Annotated in this window: 13 protein-coding genes and 2 tRNA genes; 10 read left to right on the top strand and 5 right to left on the bottom strand. The window is 69.2% G+C overall.

The genetic code is table 11. The annotated features are described in order from the left end of the window. Window positions 1–310 precede the first annotated feature (310 nt). From ACSC1Q_RS40575 to ACSC1Q_RS40565, 3 genes are all read left to right on the top strand, one after another. Window positions 311–1,096: an enoyl-CoA hydratase/isomerase family protein gene (locus ACSC1Q_RS40575; protein ID WP_436764061.1), complete on the top strand. Its 786-nt coding sequence runs from the start codon at window positions 311–313 to the stop codon at window positions 1,094–1,096. A 141-nt stretch (window positions 1,097–1,237) separates the two neighbouring features. Further along, window positions 1,238–1,753 carry a M48 metallopeptidase family protein gene (locus tag ACSC1Q_RS40570; protein WP_389927387.1) on the top strand — a complete coding sequence of 172 codons (516 nt, stop codon included), beginning with the start codon at window positions 1,238–1,240 and terminating at the stop codon, window positions 1,751–1,753. A 14-nt stretch (window positions 1,754–1,767) separates the two neighbouring features. Next, on the top strand, window positions 1,768–2,349 hold the full coding sequence (locus ACSC1Q_RS40565; RefSeq protein ID WP_436764060.1) for a glycosyltransferase family protein: 582 nt from the start codon (window positions 1,768–1,770) through the stop codon (window positions 2,347–2,349). A 171-nt stretch (window positions 2,350–2,520) separates the two neighbouring features. Here the strand turns inward: ACSC1Q_RS40565 and ACSC1Q_RS40560 are convergent, their stop codons facing one another. From ACSC1Q_RS40560 to ACSC1Q_RS40550, 3 genes are all read right to left on the bottom strand, one after another. After that, window positions 2,521–3,537, bottom strand: a complete 1,017-nt coding sequence (locus tag ACSC1Q_RS40560) for an endonuclease/exonuclease/phosphatase family protein (RefSeq protein WP_436764059.1) — start codon at window positions 3,535–3,537, stop codon at window positions 2,521–2,523. Between the two features lie 193 nt (window positions 3,538–3,730). Then, on the bottom strand, window positions 3,731–4,276 hold the full coding sequence (locus tag ACSC1Q_RS40555) for an NUDIX hydrolase (RefSeq protein WP_436764058.1): 546 nt from the start codon (window positions 4,274–4,276) through the stop codon (window positions 3,731–3,733). Then, a complete protein-coding gene (locus ACSC1Q_RS40550) occupies window positions 4,273–5,625 on the bottom strand; it encodes a zinc-dependent metalloprotease (protein WP_436764057.1) in 1,353 nt (450 codons plus the stop codon). The genes ACSC1Q_RS40555 and ACSC1Q_RS40550 overlap by 4 nt, the downstream gene beginning before the upstream one ends. A gap of 79 nt (window positions 5,626–5,704) precedes the next feature. Between ACSC1Q_RS40550 and ACSC1Q_RS40545 the strand changes: the two genes are divergently transcribed. The 7 genes from ACSC1Q_RS40545 to ACSC1Q_RS40515 all read left to right on the top strand — a co-directional run bounded on the left by ACSC1Q_RS40545 (window position 5,705) and on the right by ACSC1Q_RS40515 (window position 13,169). Beyond that, a complete protein-coding gene (locus tag ACSC1Q_RS40545; protein WP_436764093.1) occupies window positions 5,705–6,778 on the top strand; it encodes an NAD-dependent epimerase/dehydratase family protein in 1,074 nt (357 codons plus the stop codon). Between the two features lie 164 nt (window positions 6,779–6,942). Next, window positions 6,943–7,368 (top strand): molybdenum cofactor biosynthesis protein MoaE, encoded by a 426-nt coding sequence (locus ACSC1Q_RS40540; RefSeq protein WP_350972152.1) that lies wholly within the window; start codon window positions 6,943–6,945, stop codon window positions 7,366–7,368. Between the two features lie 83 nt (window positions 7,369–7,451). Beyond that, complete coding sequence (locus tag ACSC1Q_RS40535; RefSeq protein ID WP_436764056.1) at window positions 7,452–8,498, top strand: YlbL family protein; 1,047 nt, start codon at window positions 7,452–7,454, stop codon at window positions 8,496–8,498. Between the two features lie 305 nt (window positions 8,499–8,803). After that, window positions 8,804–11,755, top strand: a complete 2,952-nt coding sequence (locus ACSC1Q_RS40530) for a UPF0182 family membrane protein (protein WP_436764055.1) — start codon at window positions 8,804–8,806, stop codon at window positions 11,753–11,755. A gap of 74 nt (window positions 11,756–11,829) precedes the next feature. After that, window positions 11,830–11,903 (top strand) — tRNA-Met (locus ACSC1Q_RS40525). A gap of 569 nt (window positions 11,904–12,472) precedes the next feature. Next, window positions 12,473–12,549, top strand: a tRNA-Met gene (locus tag ACSC1Q_RS40520). A 191-nt stretch (window positions 12,550–12,740) separates the two neighbouring features. Beyond that, window positions 12,741–13,169, top strand: coding sequence for a PH domain-containing protein (locus tag ACSC1Q_RS40515; RefSeq protein ID WP_436764054.1), 429 nt, complete (start codon window positions 12,741–12,743; stop codon window positions 13,167–13,169). 166 nt (window positions 13,170–13,335) lie between these two features. Here ACSC1Q_RS40515 and ACSC1Q_RS40510 read toward each other — a convergent pair whose 3' ends face one another. Then, the gene (locus ACSC1Q_RS40510; protein WP_436764053.1) at window positions 13,336–13,569 is read right to left on the bottom strand and encodes a hypothetical protein; all 234 of its coding nucleotides are present in this window, start codon (window positions 13,567–13,569) and stop codon (window positions 13,336–13,338) included. A 53-nt stretch (window positions 13,570–13,622) separates the two neighbouring features. Continuing rightward, window positions 13,623–14,033: a hypothetical protein gene (locus ACSC1Q_RS40505; protein ID WP_436764052.1), complete on the bottom strand. Its 411-nt coding sequence runs from the start codon at window positions 14,031–14,033 to the stop codon at window positions 13,623–13,625. Window positions 14,034–14,315: the final 282 nt, after the last annotated feature.

Raw genomic sequence — 14,315 nt, 5'->3', positions numbered from 1 at the left:
GACACTCCGTATGGGGGGACCTCCTCTGGAGATGCGCCCGTCCTGGGCGGTATGCCCAGACTTCCGCCCCCCCGGGGCGAGGAATATCCGTTTCCCTCGCCAGGTCAGGGAATCCGTCTCGCCTTCCGGGATGGGAGATCTCCGGAGGAGACGGATCAAGGAGAGACGAGCCGAGAGATCAGAGAGGGGCGAGCCGAGAGACGGCGAGCTGGAAAGTGGTGAGCCTGGAGGCGGTAAAGGCAGGCAGGGCAGGCAGGGCAGGCAGGGCAGGCAGGGATGGGAGGGGAGAGGGTGGGTTACGCTCCCCGGCATGGACGAGCTCTTGATCGACCGGCGTGACGACGGTGTCGCGGTGCTCACTCTGAACCGCCCCGATCGGCGCAACGCGATGACCGACGGAATGACCGCCCGGTGGCGGCTCGCCATCGCCGATCTCGCGGCGGATCGCGACCTCCGATGCGTCGTCGTCACCGGGGCGGGAAACGCGTTCTGTTCAGGGGGAGACCTGTCCTGGCTCGCCGAACGGGCCGCCGAGGGAGTGCCCGCGCTGCGCGATCGGATGCTCGGCTTCTACCGGACCTGGCTGGCGATCGCCGACCTTGAGGTGCCGACCATCGCCGCCGTCAACGGCGCGGCCGTCGGGGCCGGGTTGTGCCTCGCCCTCGCCTGCGACCTGGTCTACGCCGCCGAGGAGGCCAAGCTGCTCGTCCCCTTCACCTCGCTCGGCCTGCACCCCGGCATGGCGGCCACCTACCTGCTGCCCAGGGTCGCGGGGGTGGGCGTGGCCAGGGAGATGTTGCTCACAGGACGGACGATGACGGGCGCGGAGGCGGCGCCCGCGGGGTTGGTGACCAGGGCGTTCCCCCGGGAGGCGCTGATGGCCGAGGTGATGGGGATCGCGTCGCGTACGGCGGCCAACGCGCCGATCGCCACCAGGCTCACCAAAATCGCCCTGGCGGGCGGCGGGCACGCCGACCTCGACGCCGCGCTGCGCTGGGAATCCCTCGCCCAGCCGGTCACGATGATCTCCGCCGACATGCTTGAAGGGCTGGCGGCCCAGAGAGAACGGCGGCCCCCGCGATTCGGCAACGCATGAGACGGCTGATATCCAGGTTAATTAGATAAGTCGCGGTCATAGTTGATCACCCGTGTTGAACAATCGACGAACGGGGATTGACCAGCGGGAACGTGTTCTACCCCCTGGTGTGAATTCGTCATTCTCGGCTACCGTTCATATGTGCCCCCCGAGACAGTCGAGGTCCGCCGCAGTTCTCGCCGCCGGCGGACGGTTTCTGCGTACCGCGACGGCGAGAAAACGATCGTGCTCCTCCCCGCCGGTCTGAGTAGCACCGATGAGGAACAATGGGTGCGCCGTATGCTCGATCGCCTCGCGGCCAAGGAGCAGCGCAGACGTCCCTCCGACGACGATCTCCTCGATCGGGCCGTCGACCTGTCGGCCCGCTATCTGAGCGGGGAGGCGAAACCGTCGAGCGTGCGCTGGGTGGAGAACCAGCAGCACCGCTGGGGCTCGTGCACCCCTGATCACGGCACCATCAGGATCTCCACGCGGCTGCGGGGCATGCCGTCGTGGGTGGTCGACTATGTGATCATGCATGAGCTCGTCCACCTGCTGGTGCCGAGTCACGGCTCGCGCTTCTGGGCGCTTGTGGAACGCTATCCCAAGGCCGAGCGGGCGCGGGGCTTCCTGGAGGGATTCTCCACGGCGGCTCACGGTTCCGCGGAGGAATGTTGACGGAAGATCGAGTGGTGGCCGTTCTCGTCACGCCCTCCACCGCGGACGCCGCTCCCCCGGGAGTCGACGCCACCGACTTTCTCACGGCCGTCGCCGAAGACGCCTACGAGCTCGTCGCCGGCCTGGACTTCGTCTCTCCCGTCGTGGTGACGAGCGTCTCCGGCATGGAGGAGATCGTCTGGCCGGGCACCCCGGTCGTCGAGATCCCCGATCTTTCCGGCAGCGCCCTCGTCGAGGCCGCCTTCGCCGCCCTGCCGTACGGCGAGCAGGCGGTCCTGCTGAGCGCCGACGCGCCCGACCTGCCCCCGCTGCTCATCGGCAAGCTCTTCCGCGAGCTCGGCAGGGCCAGGATCGCCGTCTGCCCGGACGCCGGGGGCGGCACGGTCGCGTTCGCCGCCCACCTGCCCTATCCCGGCTGGGCCGCGGTGGGCTTCGACGACCTCGATCCGATCAAGGCGCTCCGGGCCTCCGCGCCCGGCAGCCGCATGGTCGCGAGGGGGCCCGGCTGGCACCGCCTGCGCACTCCCGGCGACATCCGCCTCCTCGACCCGGGCCTGGAAGGCTGGGACAACACCCGGGCACTGCTCTCGTCCTGAGTCCTGAGCCCTGAATTCCAGAATCCCTGAGTCCTGAATCCCCGAGTCCTCAGGCGATCGAGTGGCCTGATCACCCGGCCCGAGCCCCCCTGATCCCGCAACCGGCCAAGTGTCCGGGAGGTCGAGTACCCGGATGGCCCAGGATGGCCTGGGCGGCCCGAGTGAGACCGATCAGGGTGGGGGCAGGCGCAGGTCGGCGAAGACGGCCCGGTGGTCGGTGCCGGGAACGGTGTGCACGCTCACCGCGTTCACCCCCACCCGCTGGTCCGCCACGACGTGGTCGATCGTGATCAGCGGGGGGACGCGCTTGTTGACCGGCCACGTGGGCGTGAGGCCCTCCCCCGCGCTGTCGGCCGCGTCCAGATAGCCGCGGTCCAGGAAACGGCGCATGGCCGCGTGGTCGAGGCTGGCGTTGAAGTCGCCCGCGAGGATGCGGATCGTGTCGGGCGCGGCGGAGGGCAGCGCGTCCAGCGCAGCCGTCCAGTCGTACACCTGCCTGCCCAGTGGCGGGAAGGGATGCACGTCGACGATCTCGACGGGCTTGGCGCCGGGCACGGTCATCGACGCGGCGGGCATGTTGTGCCCGATCGCCTCGAACAGGTTCTTCCTCGGGGTCAGCGGATACCGCGCGTATAGGCCGCTGCCTCCGGCGCTCCACTCGGGCTCCAGCACCTGGTACGGCATGACCTTCCCCAGCCCGGCCGCCTCCAGCTTCTCGACCATCCCGGGTGTCAGCTCCTGGGTGCTGAGCACGTCCGGGTTCAGCCGCCGGACCAGATCCATCACGGCGTCGGGTTCGGCGTGCCCGAACAGCGTGTTGAGCGTCAGCACCCGCAGGGGCGTTCCCGTCACGGGATCCCCGGAGCGGAAGGCCCTGGGGAGCACGCTGAGGCCGAGTGCCGCGGTGGTGACCAGCGCCACGGCGGTCGCGGCCCGGTTGCGGGTCAGCGCGGACAGCAGCACCGGCACGAGCGAGGCCGCGGCCACGTACGGGGTACCGGTCATGAGCTGGGTGGTCAGCGAGTCGCGTTCGAGCCCGGCCACCCGGGCCACCGCCCAGGCGGCGAACGGGGTCACCGCGGCCCAGGCGAGGGTTCTGGGAATCCTCCAACGGCGACGGCGCGACGGCTGCACGACCGCGCCTCCGACACCTTCGGCGCTCCTGCCGGCCACGATGTCCACGCTCACAGTGCCCCGATCCGTTCCGTACAGCCCGATGAGCCCGATGGTCCCAATGAGAACGAAGATATCCGGGGAAAGGTGAGACAAGCGTAAAACGGTCCAACGCCCCCGGGACACGCTCCAGGCAGGCCGGAACCGGCCGCCGAACCAGCCGCCGGACCGATCTCCGGACCGTCGTACGAAGCCGGGCGTCCGGCGATCACCCGGAGCGCAGGACCTCGCGGGCGCGGCGGGCCAGGCGGCGGGTCGCCTCGTCGGAGAGTTCGGGGATCCCCTCCACCGGGAACCAGCGCAGGTCGAGCGACTCGGCGCTGATCACGGCCTCGACACCGGCGGGGGCGACGGCGCCGTACTCGATGTCGAGGTGGCTGGTGTACGGCGGGTGGCACCAGACCTTGTGCCGGTCGAGCGCCAGCGGGCCCGGCAGCAGCCGCAGGCCCGGGATGCCGGACTCCTCGGTGGCCTCACGCAGCGCCACCGCCTCCAGGGAGGCGTCGCCGCGCTCGCAGTGCCCTCCCATGGGCAGCCACATCCCGGCCTTGGGGTGCAGCGTCAGCAGCACCCGCTCGCCGTCGTGGGAGAGCACCGCGGTCGTGGCCGTCAGGTGGCCCGCGACGCATTCGCGCCACATCGCGTCGTCGTTGGCGTGGACGTGCTCCAGGAACTCCTTGCGGAGGATCTCCTCCTCCGCCGAGGGCGCGGTCCACCCCGTGAGCACGTCCTCCGCGTCGGCGCGCAGGCTCACGCGCCGCCGTTCCCGCCGCCGTCGTCCTTGCGGCCCTTCTCGTCGTCGCCGTCCTCACCCGAGGCGGCCGGAGTGCCGGGACCGCCCGAAGAACCCGAGGTGTCCGGAGACTCCCGGAGCGTCCCCTCCAGCGACGACAGGTCGAGCTCGGGCTCGCCCCGTACGAACCTCTCGGGGTCGTCGAGGTCGTCGGCGGTGGGCATCAGGTCGGGGTGGTCCCAGATCGCGTCGCGGCCGTCGACACCCCGGTCGGCCTCCAGGGCCTGCCACAGCGCGGCGGCCTCACGCAGGCGGCGGGGCCTGAGTTCGAGGCCGACAAGTGTGGCGAAGGTCTGCTCGGCGGGGCCGCCGGTCGCCCTGCGGCGCCGTACGGTCTCCGACAGCGCGGTCGCAGAGGGGAGCTTGCCGTCCGCGGCGCCGTCCACGACGGTGCCGACCCAGCCCTCGACCAGGGCGAGCATGGTCTCCAGCCGGGACAGGGCGGCCTTCTGCCGCTCGGTCTCCTCGGGCTTGAGCAGGTTGCCGCCGCTCAGCGCCTGCTGGAGCTGCTCGGGATTGTTGATGTCGAGCCCGCGGAGCTGCTCCTCCAGCGCGGACGCGTCCACCGTGATGCCCCTGGCGTACTCCTCGACGGCTCCGAGCAGGTTCGCGCGCAGCCACGGCACGTGCTGGAACAGCCGGTGGTGGGCCGCCTCGCGCAGGGCGAGATAGAGCCGGATCTCCTCGGCGGGGGTCTCCAGACCCTGGCTGAACGCCGCGACGCCGCCGGGCAGCAGGGCGGCGCTGTCCGACAACGGCAGGCCGATGTCGGTGGAGCCGATCACTTCGAGGGCGAGCGAGCCGACGGCCTGGCCGATCTGCTGGCCGACCATCATGCCGCCCATCTGCTTCATCATCCCCATCAGCGGCCCGGCCATGGCCTGTGCCTCGGGGGGCAGACCGGTGGCGCCGAGCGTGCCGCTCATGGTCTCGACCATGCGGGCGGCGATCGGGTCGCAGAGTTTCTGCCAGACCGGGACGGTCTTCTCGATCCACTCGGAACGGCTCCACGCCTGGGGATTGCTCACCCCGCTCGGCAGGGAGGTGGCCTCGTTGAGCCATAGATCGGCCAGATTCAGGGCGTCGACGATCTGGCGCCGCTCGCCCTCCATGACACTGGGATCGCCCTCGGCGACCACGACGTGCCGTGCGATGTTCTTCGCCATGTCCCAGTTGACGGGACCTGAGGTCGGCGGAGCGGAGAGCATGTCGGCGAACTGGCGCATTGCCGCTGCGATCTGCTCCGGGTTGCCGAACATGGCGAACGGATTCTCGTTGGGGTCGTTTTCCCGACCTGGCAAGTCAGTCACCGCTCTACCTCGTGCAGGATGGAGGAGTCCACATCCGCCACGTTATCCGTCGCATGGCGGGTCAGTGCAAAGTGAGGACCTGGTGCCTACCTCGAAACGCTCCCGGCCCCCCGTCGTCGCCGTCACCGGCGCCGCCTCGGGCATAGGCCGTGCCTTCCTCGCGAAGGTCGCCTCCTCCGCGGATTTCCGCAGGGTAGTGGCCATCGACGAGCAGCGTGGTGATGTTCCCGACGTCACCTGGCGGGTCCTCGATGTCCGAGATCCGCTCTTGGCGAACCGCATATCCGATATTGACGTGCTCGTACACCTGGCGGCCGACTACGCGCTCGACGTCAACCCAGCGGAGCGGCGCGCCTACAATCTGCGAGCGGCCCAGACTGTGCTCACCGCCAGCGCCGCCGCCCGGGTGCGGCGGGTCGTGCTCCTCACCAGCGCCATGGTGTACGGCGCCGTCCCCGAGAACCCCGTCCCGCTGCCGGAGGACTCCGCGGTCGCCGCCGAGCCCGACACCGGCATGGTCGGCGACCACCTGGAGATCGAGGCACTGGCCCGGCGCTCCCTGCGCAGCCATCCCGGCCTCGGCGTGACCGTGGTCCGGCCCGCCGCGGTGGTCGGTCCCGGCGTCGACAGCGTGGTGACCCGGCACTTCGAGGCGCCCAGGCTGCTCACCGTCAAGGGGTGCAGCCCCCGCTGGCAGTTCTGTCACGTGGACGATCTCGTCTCGGCCCTTGAAATGGCGGCGCTGGGCACGGTCACGGGGGTCGTCGCCGTCGGCGGCGAGGGCTGGCTGGAGCAGGAGCAGGTGGAGGAGATCTCCGGGCTGCGCAGGCTGGAGCTGCCAGCCGGGCTCACCTTCGGGACCGCCCAGCGCCTGCACCGCCTCGGCGTCACCCCGGCCCCGGCCACCGACCTGCACTACGTCGTCTACCCCTGGGTGGTCGACTGCGCCGCGCTGCGCGAGGCCGGATGGAAGCCCCAGTGGACCAACGAGGCCGCGTTCGAGCAGCTCCTGGAGTTGCGTGAGGGCAGGCACGCCGTCGTGGGCCGCCGCCTGTCCGGCAAGGAGGCCACGCTCACCGCGGCCGGCGCCACCGTCGCCGTCCTCGGCACCGCGGCGATCGTCCGCGCCGCCCGCAAGAAGCGCCGCACCTGACGACCGCACCTGACGGCCGCATCTGACGTTCGCGCGGGGCGAACGTCCCGCGGGTGGCGCATGACCTCGTACGGGCTCGCGCGGCCGGTGAGGGGCGCGGAGGGCGGCCCTCCGGGAGGGAGCGCGGCCGAAGGCCGTTTTTCCCGGGCGGTACGCTTTGCGGCGTGGATGTCATCCGGTTGCTCGATATTCGCGACAGCGCGCTCTCCGTCGACGAGGTCCTCGCCGCCGTCGGCGACCACGCCGCGGGCGGCACGACCGTCTTCGTCGGCACGGTGCGTGAGCAGGACCACGGAAAGCCGGTCACGAGCCTGTCCTACTCGGCTCACCCGAGCGCCGTGGACGAGCTCCGCCGGGTGGCCGAGAAGATCGCCGCGGACTTCCCCGTGACCGCCCTGGCCGCCGTCCACCGGGTCGGCGACCTGGAGCTCGGCGACGTCGCGGTCGTCGTGGCGGTCGCCGCGCCACACCGGGGCGAGGCGTTCGAGGCCTCCCGCAGACTGATCGACGATCTCAAGAGCCAGGTCCCCATCTGGAAGAACCAGCTGTTCACCGACGGCTCCTCCGAGTGGGTCGGAGCCTGCGAGTGAGCTCGCCCGGCGGGTACGCGGCCGTCGGCGCGGCGGCGTCCGGGTGCGGTTTCATGACCTGTCGTACGGCATAGGCTTTGTCCATGTCCCGACGAGCGCTGACCCTCATGGTGGCGGGCTTCCTCACGCTCATGCTCGCGCTGGTCGGCGCCGTGCTGCCGGTGCCCTACGTCGTGCTTAGCCCCGGACCGACCGAGAACACGATCGGCGACGTCGACGGCAAGCCGGTGATCAGCGTCGAGGGGCGCCAGACGTATCCGACCGAGGGCAAGCTCAGCCTCGTCACCGTCGCCTACCAGGGCGGGCCCGGCACCAGGATCGACCTGTTCAGCGCGCTCAGGGGATGGATCGATCCCACCATCGCGGTCGTGCCCGAGGAGACGATCTTCCCTCCGACGACCACCGCCAAAGAGGTCGAGCAGCAGAACACCCAGGAGATGACCAACTCCCAGGACGACGCGACCGCGGCGGCGCTGACGGAGTTGAAGATCCCCTACAGCTCGGTCGTGACCGTGGCCTCCACCGAGAAGGGCCTGCCGGCCGACGGGAAGTTCAAGGTCGGCGACGAGATCGTCTCGGTGGACGGCACGCCCGTGTCCGACCGCGAGACCGTCTCCGCCTCCGTCCGCAGCCACAAGCCGGGCGAGCAGGTCAGTTTCGTCGTCAACCGGGGCACCCAGAGCGTGACCGTCGCCGTCCCGACCGTCGCGGGCAGGGACGGCGCCCCCATCGTGGGCATCACCATGCGGGTCGGCTACAAGTTCCCCTTCCAGGTCAAGATCAACGTCGGTGACGTCGGCGGGCCGAGCGCGGGGATGATGTTCTCCCTCGGCATCCTCGACAAGCTCACCCCAGGGGCGTTGACCGGCGGCAAGTCCATCGCCGGGACCGGGACGATCACCGCGGAGGGCCAGGTCGGCCCGATCGGCGGCATCCAGCAGAAGATGGTCGGCGCCAGGAAGGCGGGGGCGACGGTCTTCCTGACCCCCGCCGAGAACTGCGCCGAGGCGGTCAAGGCGATCCCGGCCGGCCTCAGGCTGATCAGGGTCTCGACCCTGCACGAGGCCGTCCAGGCGGTCGACGCGCTCCGCACCGGCTCGGGCCCCGTGCCGAGCTGCCCGGCCGGCTGACCCCCGGACCGGAAGGGGCCGGCCGGTCCCCGGAAACGAGCAGCAAGAGAGGCCCGGAAAGCGGGCCGCCACGCCCGATCCACGAAAAGATCAGGTTTTCCGGTCCCTGACCTCGTCGCGGGGCACTCATCGGGCTTCTCGTACGTTGGACCTGTGGACCCGAGACCAGCGGGCGTTGTGGCCGGACCGTGCCCGAAAGGCTGAACGCGACCCAACTCCCGCCGGTGTAGGTTGCCAGACACGGACCGTGCTCTTACGACAAGGGGTTGGCCTTGAGCTTCCGGACCCCCGGAGCCGGCAGGGCAATGCGCTTGCCCCGCCGGCCACGACTGCTAGTTCCCGTCGCGATCGCGCTGGTCGCGATAGTCGCGTTGTTCTTTCTCTTCGCCAGTATTTTCACTGATTACCTCTGGTACGACTCGGTCGACTACACGGCGGTCTTCTCCGGTGTGGTCGTCACGCAGATCCTGCTGTTCGTCGTGGGCGCGCTGCTGATGGTGGGCATCGTCGGCGGCAACATGCTGATGGCGTACCGGATGCGGCCGATGTTCGGCCCGGGGATGTTCGGCGGCGCCAGCGGCGCCGACCGGTATCGGATGGCCCTCGACCCGCACCGCAAGCTGATCTTCCTGGTCGGCGTGGCGGTGCTCGGCCTGTTCTCGGGATCGTCCTTCTCCGGCCAGTGGAAGACCTGGCTGGAGTTCATCAACGCGACGCCGTTCGGCGAGGTCGACCCGCAGTTCAAAATCGACATCTCCTTCTTCATGTTCACCTATCCGTTCATCCGGATGGTGCTGAACTTCCTGTTCGTCGCGGTGGTGCTCTCCGCCCTGCTCTCGGCGATCGTGCACTACCTGTACGGCGGGTTCCGCCTCCAGTCACCCGGCGTGCACGCCTCGCGCGGCGCCAGGGCGCACCTGTCGGTGCTGCTCGGCGTCTTCGTGCTGCTGAAGGCGATCGCCTACTGGGTCGACCGGTACGGTCTGGTCTTCTCCGACCGGGGATTCCGGCACGGCGCCTCGTACACCGACGTCAACGCGGTGCTGCCCGCCAAGAGCATCCTGGCGGTCATCGCCCTGATCTGCGCGGTCCTGTTCTTCGCGGGGGTCGTGCGATCCGGCGGGATGCTGCCCGGCGTCGGCTTCGGGCTCCTGGTGCTCTCGGCCATCCTGATCGGCGGGGTCTACCCGGCCCTGGTCGAGCAGTTCCAGGTCAAGCCGAACCAGCAGGGCAAGGAGCAGGAGTACATCAAGCGCAACATCGACGCGACCCGAAAAGCCTACGGCGTCAACGACGCCGAGGTGATCGACTACACGGCTCAGGGAGACCCGAGCAAGGTCAACGTCACCGCCGACAGCTCCATCTCCGGCGTGCGCCTGCTCGACCCGAGCCTGGTCGCCAAGACCTACCAGCAGAAGCAGCGGATCCGCGGTTACTACGACTTCCACGAGCCGCTCGACGTCGACCGCTACCCCGACGCCAACGGCACGATGCGCGACACCGTCGTGGCCGTGCGAGAGCTCACCGGACCGCCGGCGGAGCAGAACAACTGGATCAACCGGCACCTCGTCTACACCCACGGCAACGGCTTCGTGGCCGCGCCCGGCAACGAGGTCGACTCCGAGGGCCTGCCCAACTTCGACGCCAAGGACATGCCGGTCACCGGCGCCCTGGTGGACCGGACGAAGCTCAAGGAGTCGCGGATCTACTTCGGCGAGGCTCCCGGCTCGACCGAGTACGTCGTCGTCGGCGGCACCGGCCAGCAGAAGCAGGAGCTCGACTACCCCGAGAGCGGCGGCACCGGCCAGAAGAACACCACCTACGACGGCAAGGGCGGCGTCCCGGTCGGGTCCTTCCTCAACCGGATGCTCTACGCCGCCAAGTACGGCGAGATCAACCTGCTGCTGTCGGGTGACGTCAACGCGAACTCCAAGATCCTCTACGAGCGCAACCCGCAGGAGCGGATCGCCAAGGTGGCGCCCTTCCTGAGCCTCGACGACAACCCCTACCCGGCCATCGTCGGCGGCAGGGTGGTCTGGATCGCCGACGCGTACACCACGTCCAACGCCTACCCGTACTCCCAGAGCAAGAGCCTGGAGGCGATGACGCGCGACACCATCACCGACCCGCGCCTGGTGGTCCCGCAGCCGCGCGACCAGATCAACTACATGCGCAACTCGGTGAAGGCCATGGTCGACGCCTACGACGGCACCGTCAGCCTGTACGCCTGGGACGAGAAGGACCCCATCCTGCAGACCTGGCGCAAGGCCTTCCCCGGCGTCATCAAGCCGCAGACGGAGATGTCGACCGAGCTCAAGCAGCACCTCCGCTACCCGGAGGCGCTGTTCAAGGTCCAGCGTGACGTGCTCTCCCAGTACCACATCTCCGACCCGAACGCCTTCTACAGCGGCCAGGACTTCTGGAACGTCCCGAACGACCCGTCCTCGGGCGAGCGCGACATCAAGCAGCCGCCGTACTACCTGTCGGTCAAGATGCCGAAGACCGAGACGCCGTCGTTCTCGCTGACCACCACGTTCGTGCCGCGCCAGGGACCCAACCTGGCCGCGTTCATGGCCGTGGACGCCACCCCGGGAACCGACTACGGAAAGCTGCGCATCCTGCGCATGCCGTCCAACACCACGATCCCCGGGCCCGGCCAGGTACAGAACAACTTCCAGAACAAGTTCTCCGGCGAGCTCAACCTGCTCGGACTCGGCCAGGCGAAGGTCCGCTACGGCAACCTGCTGACCCTGCCGTTCGCCGACGGCCTGGTCTACGTCGAACCGGTCTACGTGGAGATCGCGGCCGCCTCCGGCCAGGAGCCGTACCCGATCCTCCGCCGCGTCCTGGTGGCCTACGGCAGCAAGGTCGGTTCGGCCGACACGCTCAAGGGCGCGCTGGAGCAGGTCTTCGGCACCGGCACCCAGGCGGCGCCGCAGGAGGAGGCCAAGCCGGGCGAGGCCAAGCCGGCGGAGGAGGCCAAACCCGCCACCGCGCTGACCCAGGCCATCGACGAGGCGCAGGCGGCGTACGACAAGGCGCAGAAGGCCCTCCAGGAGAACCCGCCCAACTGGGTCGACTACGGCAACGCCCAGAAGGAGCTCCAGGCGGCGCTGTCGAAGCTGAAGGGCACCGAGGCGACGCCGGGCGCCACCCCCACCCCGTCACCCTCGGCGTCGGGAACCCCGGCGCCGTCGGCGACACCGTCCGCCACTCCGGTTCCGTCGGCCACCCCGTCGCCCGCACCGAGTCCATAGGAGACACCTGAGGGCCCAGCGCCGTTCGATTCGCGTCCACCACCAAAGCCGGGTATGGTTAAGACATACACCGACGCGGGGTGGAGCAGCTCGGTAGCTCGCTGGGCTCATAACCCAGAGGTCGCAGGTTCAAATCCTGTCCCCGCTACAAAAGAAGGCCCCGGTCGCCGGAAACGGCGACCGGGGCCTTTGTTTTTCCCCTCCTTCGCAAAGACCGGCTTTTCCCCTGAAAATCCCCCTTCCCCAAAGCCCGCTCCCCTCGAAGACCGGGGGCGTCTCGCGAACACGCCCACACCGGCGGGTGTACGAGGTTCATGACAGGGCCGTACGCGGGGTTGTCCAGGCCTCGCAGGGCCTGCCATCGTCCTGTGGAGGCTGACCGCCGGGCAGTTCCTCGGCGGCGCCAGGGGCCTCCTGAGCCCTGGTGTCGCCACGGCACCCCAGGCGGGGCTCTGGCCGACCAGGACCGGGTGACCTCGTCCCTGATGGCTTTGTCCCGGTGGCCTCGCGCAGCCGGCGGCCGGCGGGACGGGAGGCACTGTCGTGCACGTACCCTGCCCTTTGGGCTCAGCACCCTCACCGTGGCCATGCCGACCTGCGTGATCACCCCGCGGCCCGCCCCTTCGCGAGCTGGACGACGTGAGGCGCGCCACCCCGCGTTCCCATACTGATTTGCAGCCGGAGGGGGAATCCGGATATTGTTCAAACACACACCGACGCGGGGTGGAGCAGCTCGGTAGCTCGCTGGGCTCATAACCCAGAGGTCGCAGGTTCAAATCCTGTCCCCGCTACCAATGCGAAAGGCCCTGATCTTCTAGAAGATCAGGGCCTTTCGCATTTCCGGTGACCAGGCACCCTTCTTCCCGCACCGGAGCATCACATCGCCGTAAGCGCGAGGAGGGCCGGCCACAGACGTGCCGGGCGGCCGAAAGGCGCTCGAAGAGGTGCTTCGAAAGATGTCGAGTCCGAGAGGTAGCGTGCCGCTGTGGCCGAAACGTCCGAACCCGTCCTGCGCTGGCGCGTGCGCCGCGACCTCCTCATCATGAAGATCGTCGCCGCGCTCGCCCTCGCGGTGCTCACGGTGCTGACCCTCGGCGACCCCCGAGGCGCGATCCTGGCGGGCGCCGCGTCCGTGGTCCTGGCGGCGCTGGCGGTGCGTGACGTCCTCGCTCCGGTACGGCTGACCGCCGACGGCGAGGGTCTCGTCGTGGTGAAGGGCTTCGCCGGATCCGAACGGGTGCCGTGGAGAGCCGTCGAACGCATCCGGGTGGACACGCGGACCCGTTTCACCTCGCGTACGGAACTGCTGGAGATCGACACGGGGGAGAGCATCCACCTCTTCAGCCAATTCGACCTGGGAGTGCCGTGCCGGCAGGTGGCCGACGAGCTCCGCTCGTTCCGGACGGGGTCTTAGCCTCTCCGGTGTCCGGTGTCCGGTGTCCGGTGTCCGGTGCCCGGGAGGCCCGGCTCCGGGGGCGCAGCTCCCGGCCGTTGTGCTTTTGGGGTGTCGCTGCGAGCCGAGAGCCGGGACCCGGCACCGGTTGTGGGTGGCGCCGGGCCTCGGCTCGCGATGGCGTTCGTCAGGCTCTGACCCTCACCCGGCGATGTCTCGGGACGAAGCCGGGCTTGGTGCGGCGTACCAGCAGGCTCGCCTTGTAGAGAGCCCAGCAGGTGAGGAAGGCTCCGAAGGAGACCTGCCCGATCCACGTCCACGCCGGCGTCTCGACGACCGCGAACATCACTACACCGGTCCAGACAAAGCCGAAGACGCCCACGAGGGTCGCCGCAGCCCAATTCAGCCCTCGCTGCAACATGCCTGGAGTCTTACAGATCTTGGTTCAAGACCAGGTCAATGACGCGGAACGCCTCATCGTGGGAGGCTACGGCTTGTGCCGGCACACCTCCGCGCGCGAGACCCGCCGGTGCTCATCGGGGTCGTTCCGAGCGGATTCTCTTCAAGACAGGCCAGCAACGTCGCGGCGGTATGGGCGTCGGCGAGGATCCGGTTCACCTCGTCCTCGGATGTCGGGAGCTGGCCGCGCTTGGCGAGCTCGTCGGTGAGGAAGGTCAGCGGCTCTGGGTAGCCGGCCGCCTCCGCGGCGACCGTCGCTCGAGCCGCAGTAAGGAGACGCAGATAGTAGGCGCGGAGGGTCGCCTCTCTCATGCGTGCGTCTTCAAGGTCGTTCAGCAGAGACCTGGCAACCCTCAGTAGGTCACCTGGATGGTCGGCCTCCGCGTCGATGTGCGCGCGGATGTCGTCGAACTCCGAGCGGGTCATGGTGCTCACCTCCACGGCGGAGTCAGGATCCTGACCCTCGCGCCTACTTCGTATCCAGAGTCGATTGCGAATGGCTTGACGTCTGGTTGCGCGCTTCGACTTCCTATGACTGTTTGGGACGCGCGAGTCTCCGGGATGGTTGGCAAGTTGTCTCTGTGACGTGAGAGTCCTGGTAGTGTTCTTTCCGCAGGGCAACGAACTCCCAGGTTTAAACCTCCTGAGGCGGACGAACTGCCCAGCAAAACCCTCTCTGATCCCGGCAAATCGGGCGTGTCCGCACGA

Source organism: Streptosporangium heterodermiicola, from assembly GCF_051390675.1.
Lineage (GTDB): Bacteria > Actinomycetota > Actinomycetes > Streptosporangiales > Streptosporangiaceae > Streptosporangium.
The sequence above is the reverse complement of the archived record's forward strand: the minus strand, read 5'-3'. Positions and strand labels throughout refer to the sequence as shown.

Bases quoted from the DNA above. Each gene is read 5' to 3' on its own strand.
- ACSC1Q_RS40535 (WP_436764056.1), top strand. From the start codon at position 7,452: ATGTCCCGACGAGCGCTGACCCTCATGGTGGCGGGCTTCCTCACGCTC.
- ACSC1Q_RS40530 (WP_436764055.1), top strand. From the start codon at position 8,804: ATGCGCTTGCCCCGCCGGCCACGACTGCTAGTTCCCGTCGCGATCGCG.
- ACSC1Q_RS40505 (WP_436764052.1), bottom strand. From the start codon at position 14,033: ATGACCCGCTCGGAGTTCGACGACATCCGCGCGCACATCGACGCGGAG.
- ACSC1Q_RS40510 (WP_436764053.1), bottom strand. From the start codon at position 13,569: ATGTTGCAGCGAGGGCTGAATTGGGCTGCGGCGACCCTCGTGGGCGTC.
- ACSC1Q_RS40575 (WP_436764061.1), top strand. From the start codon at position 311: ATGGACGAGCTCTTGATCGACCGGCGTGACGACGGTGTCGCGGTGCTC.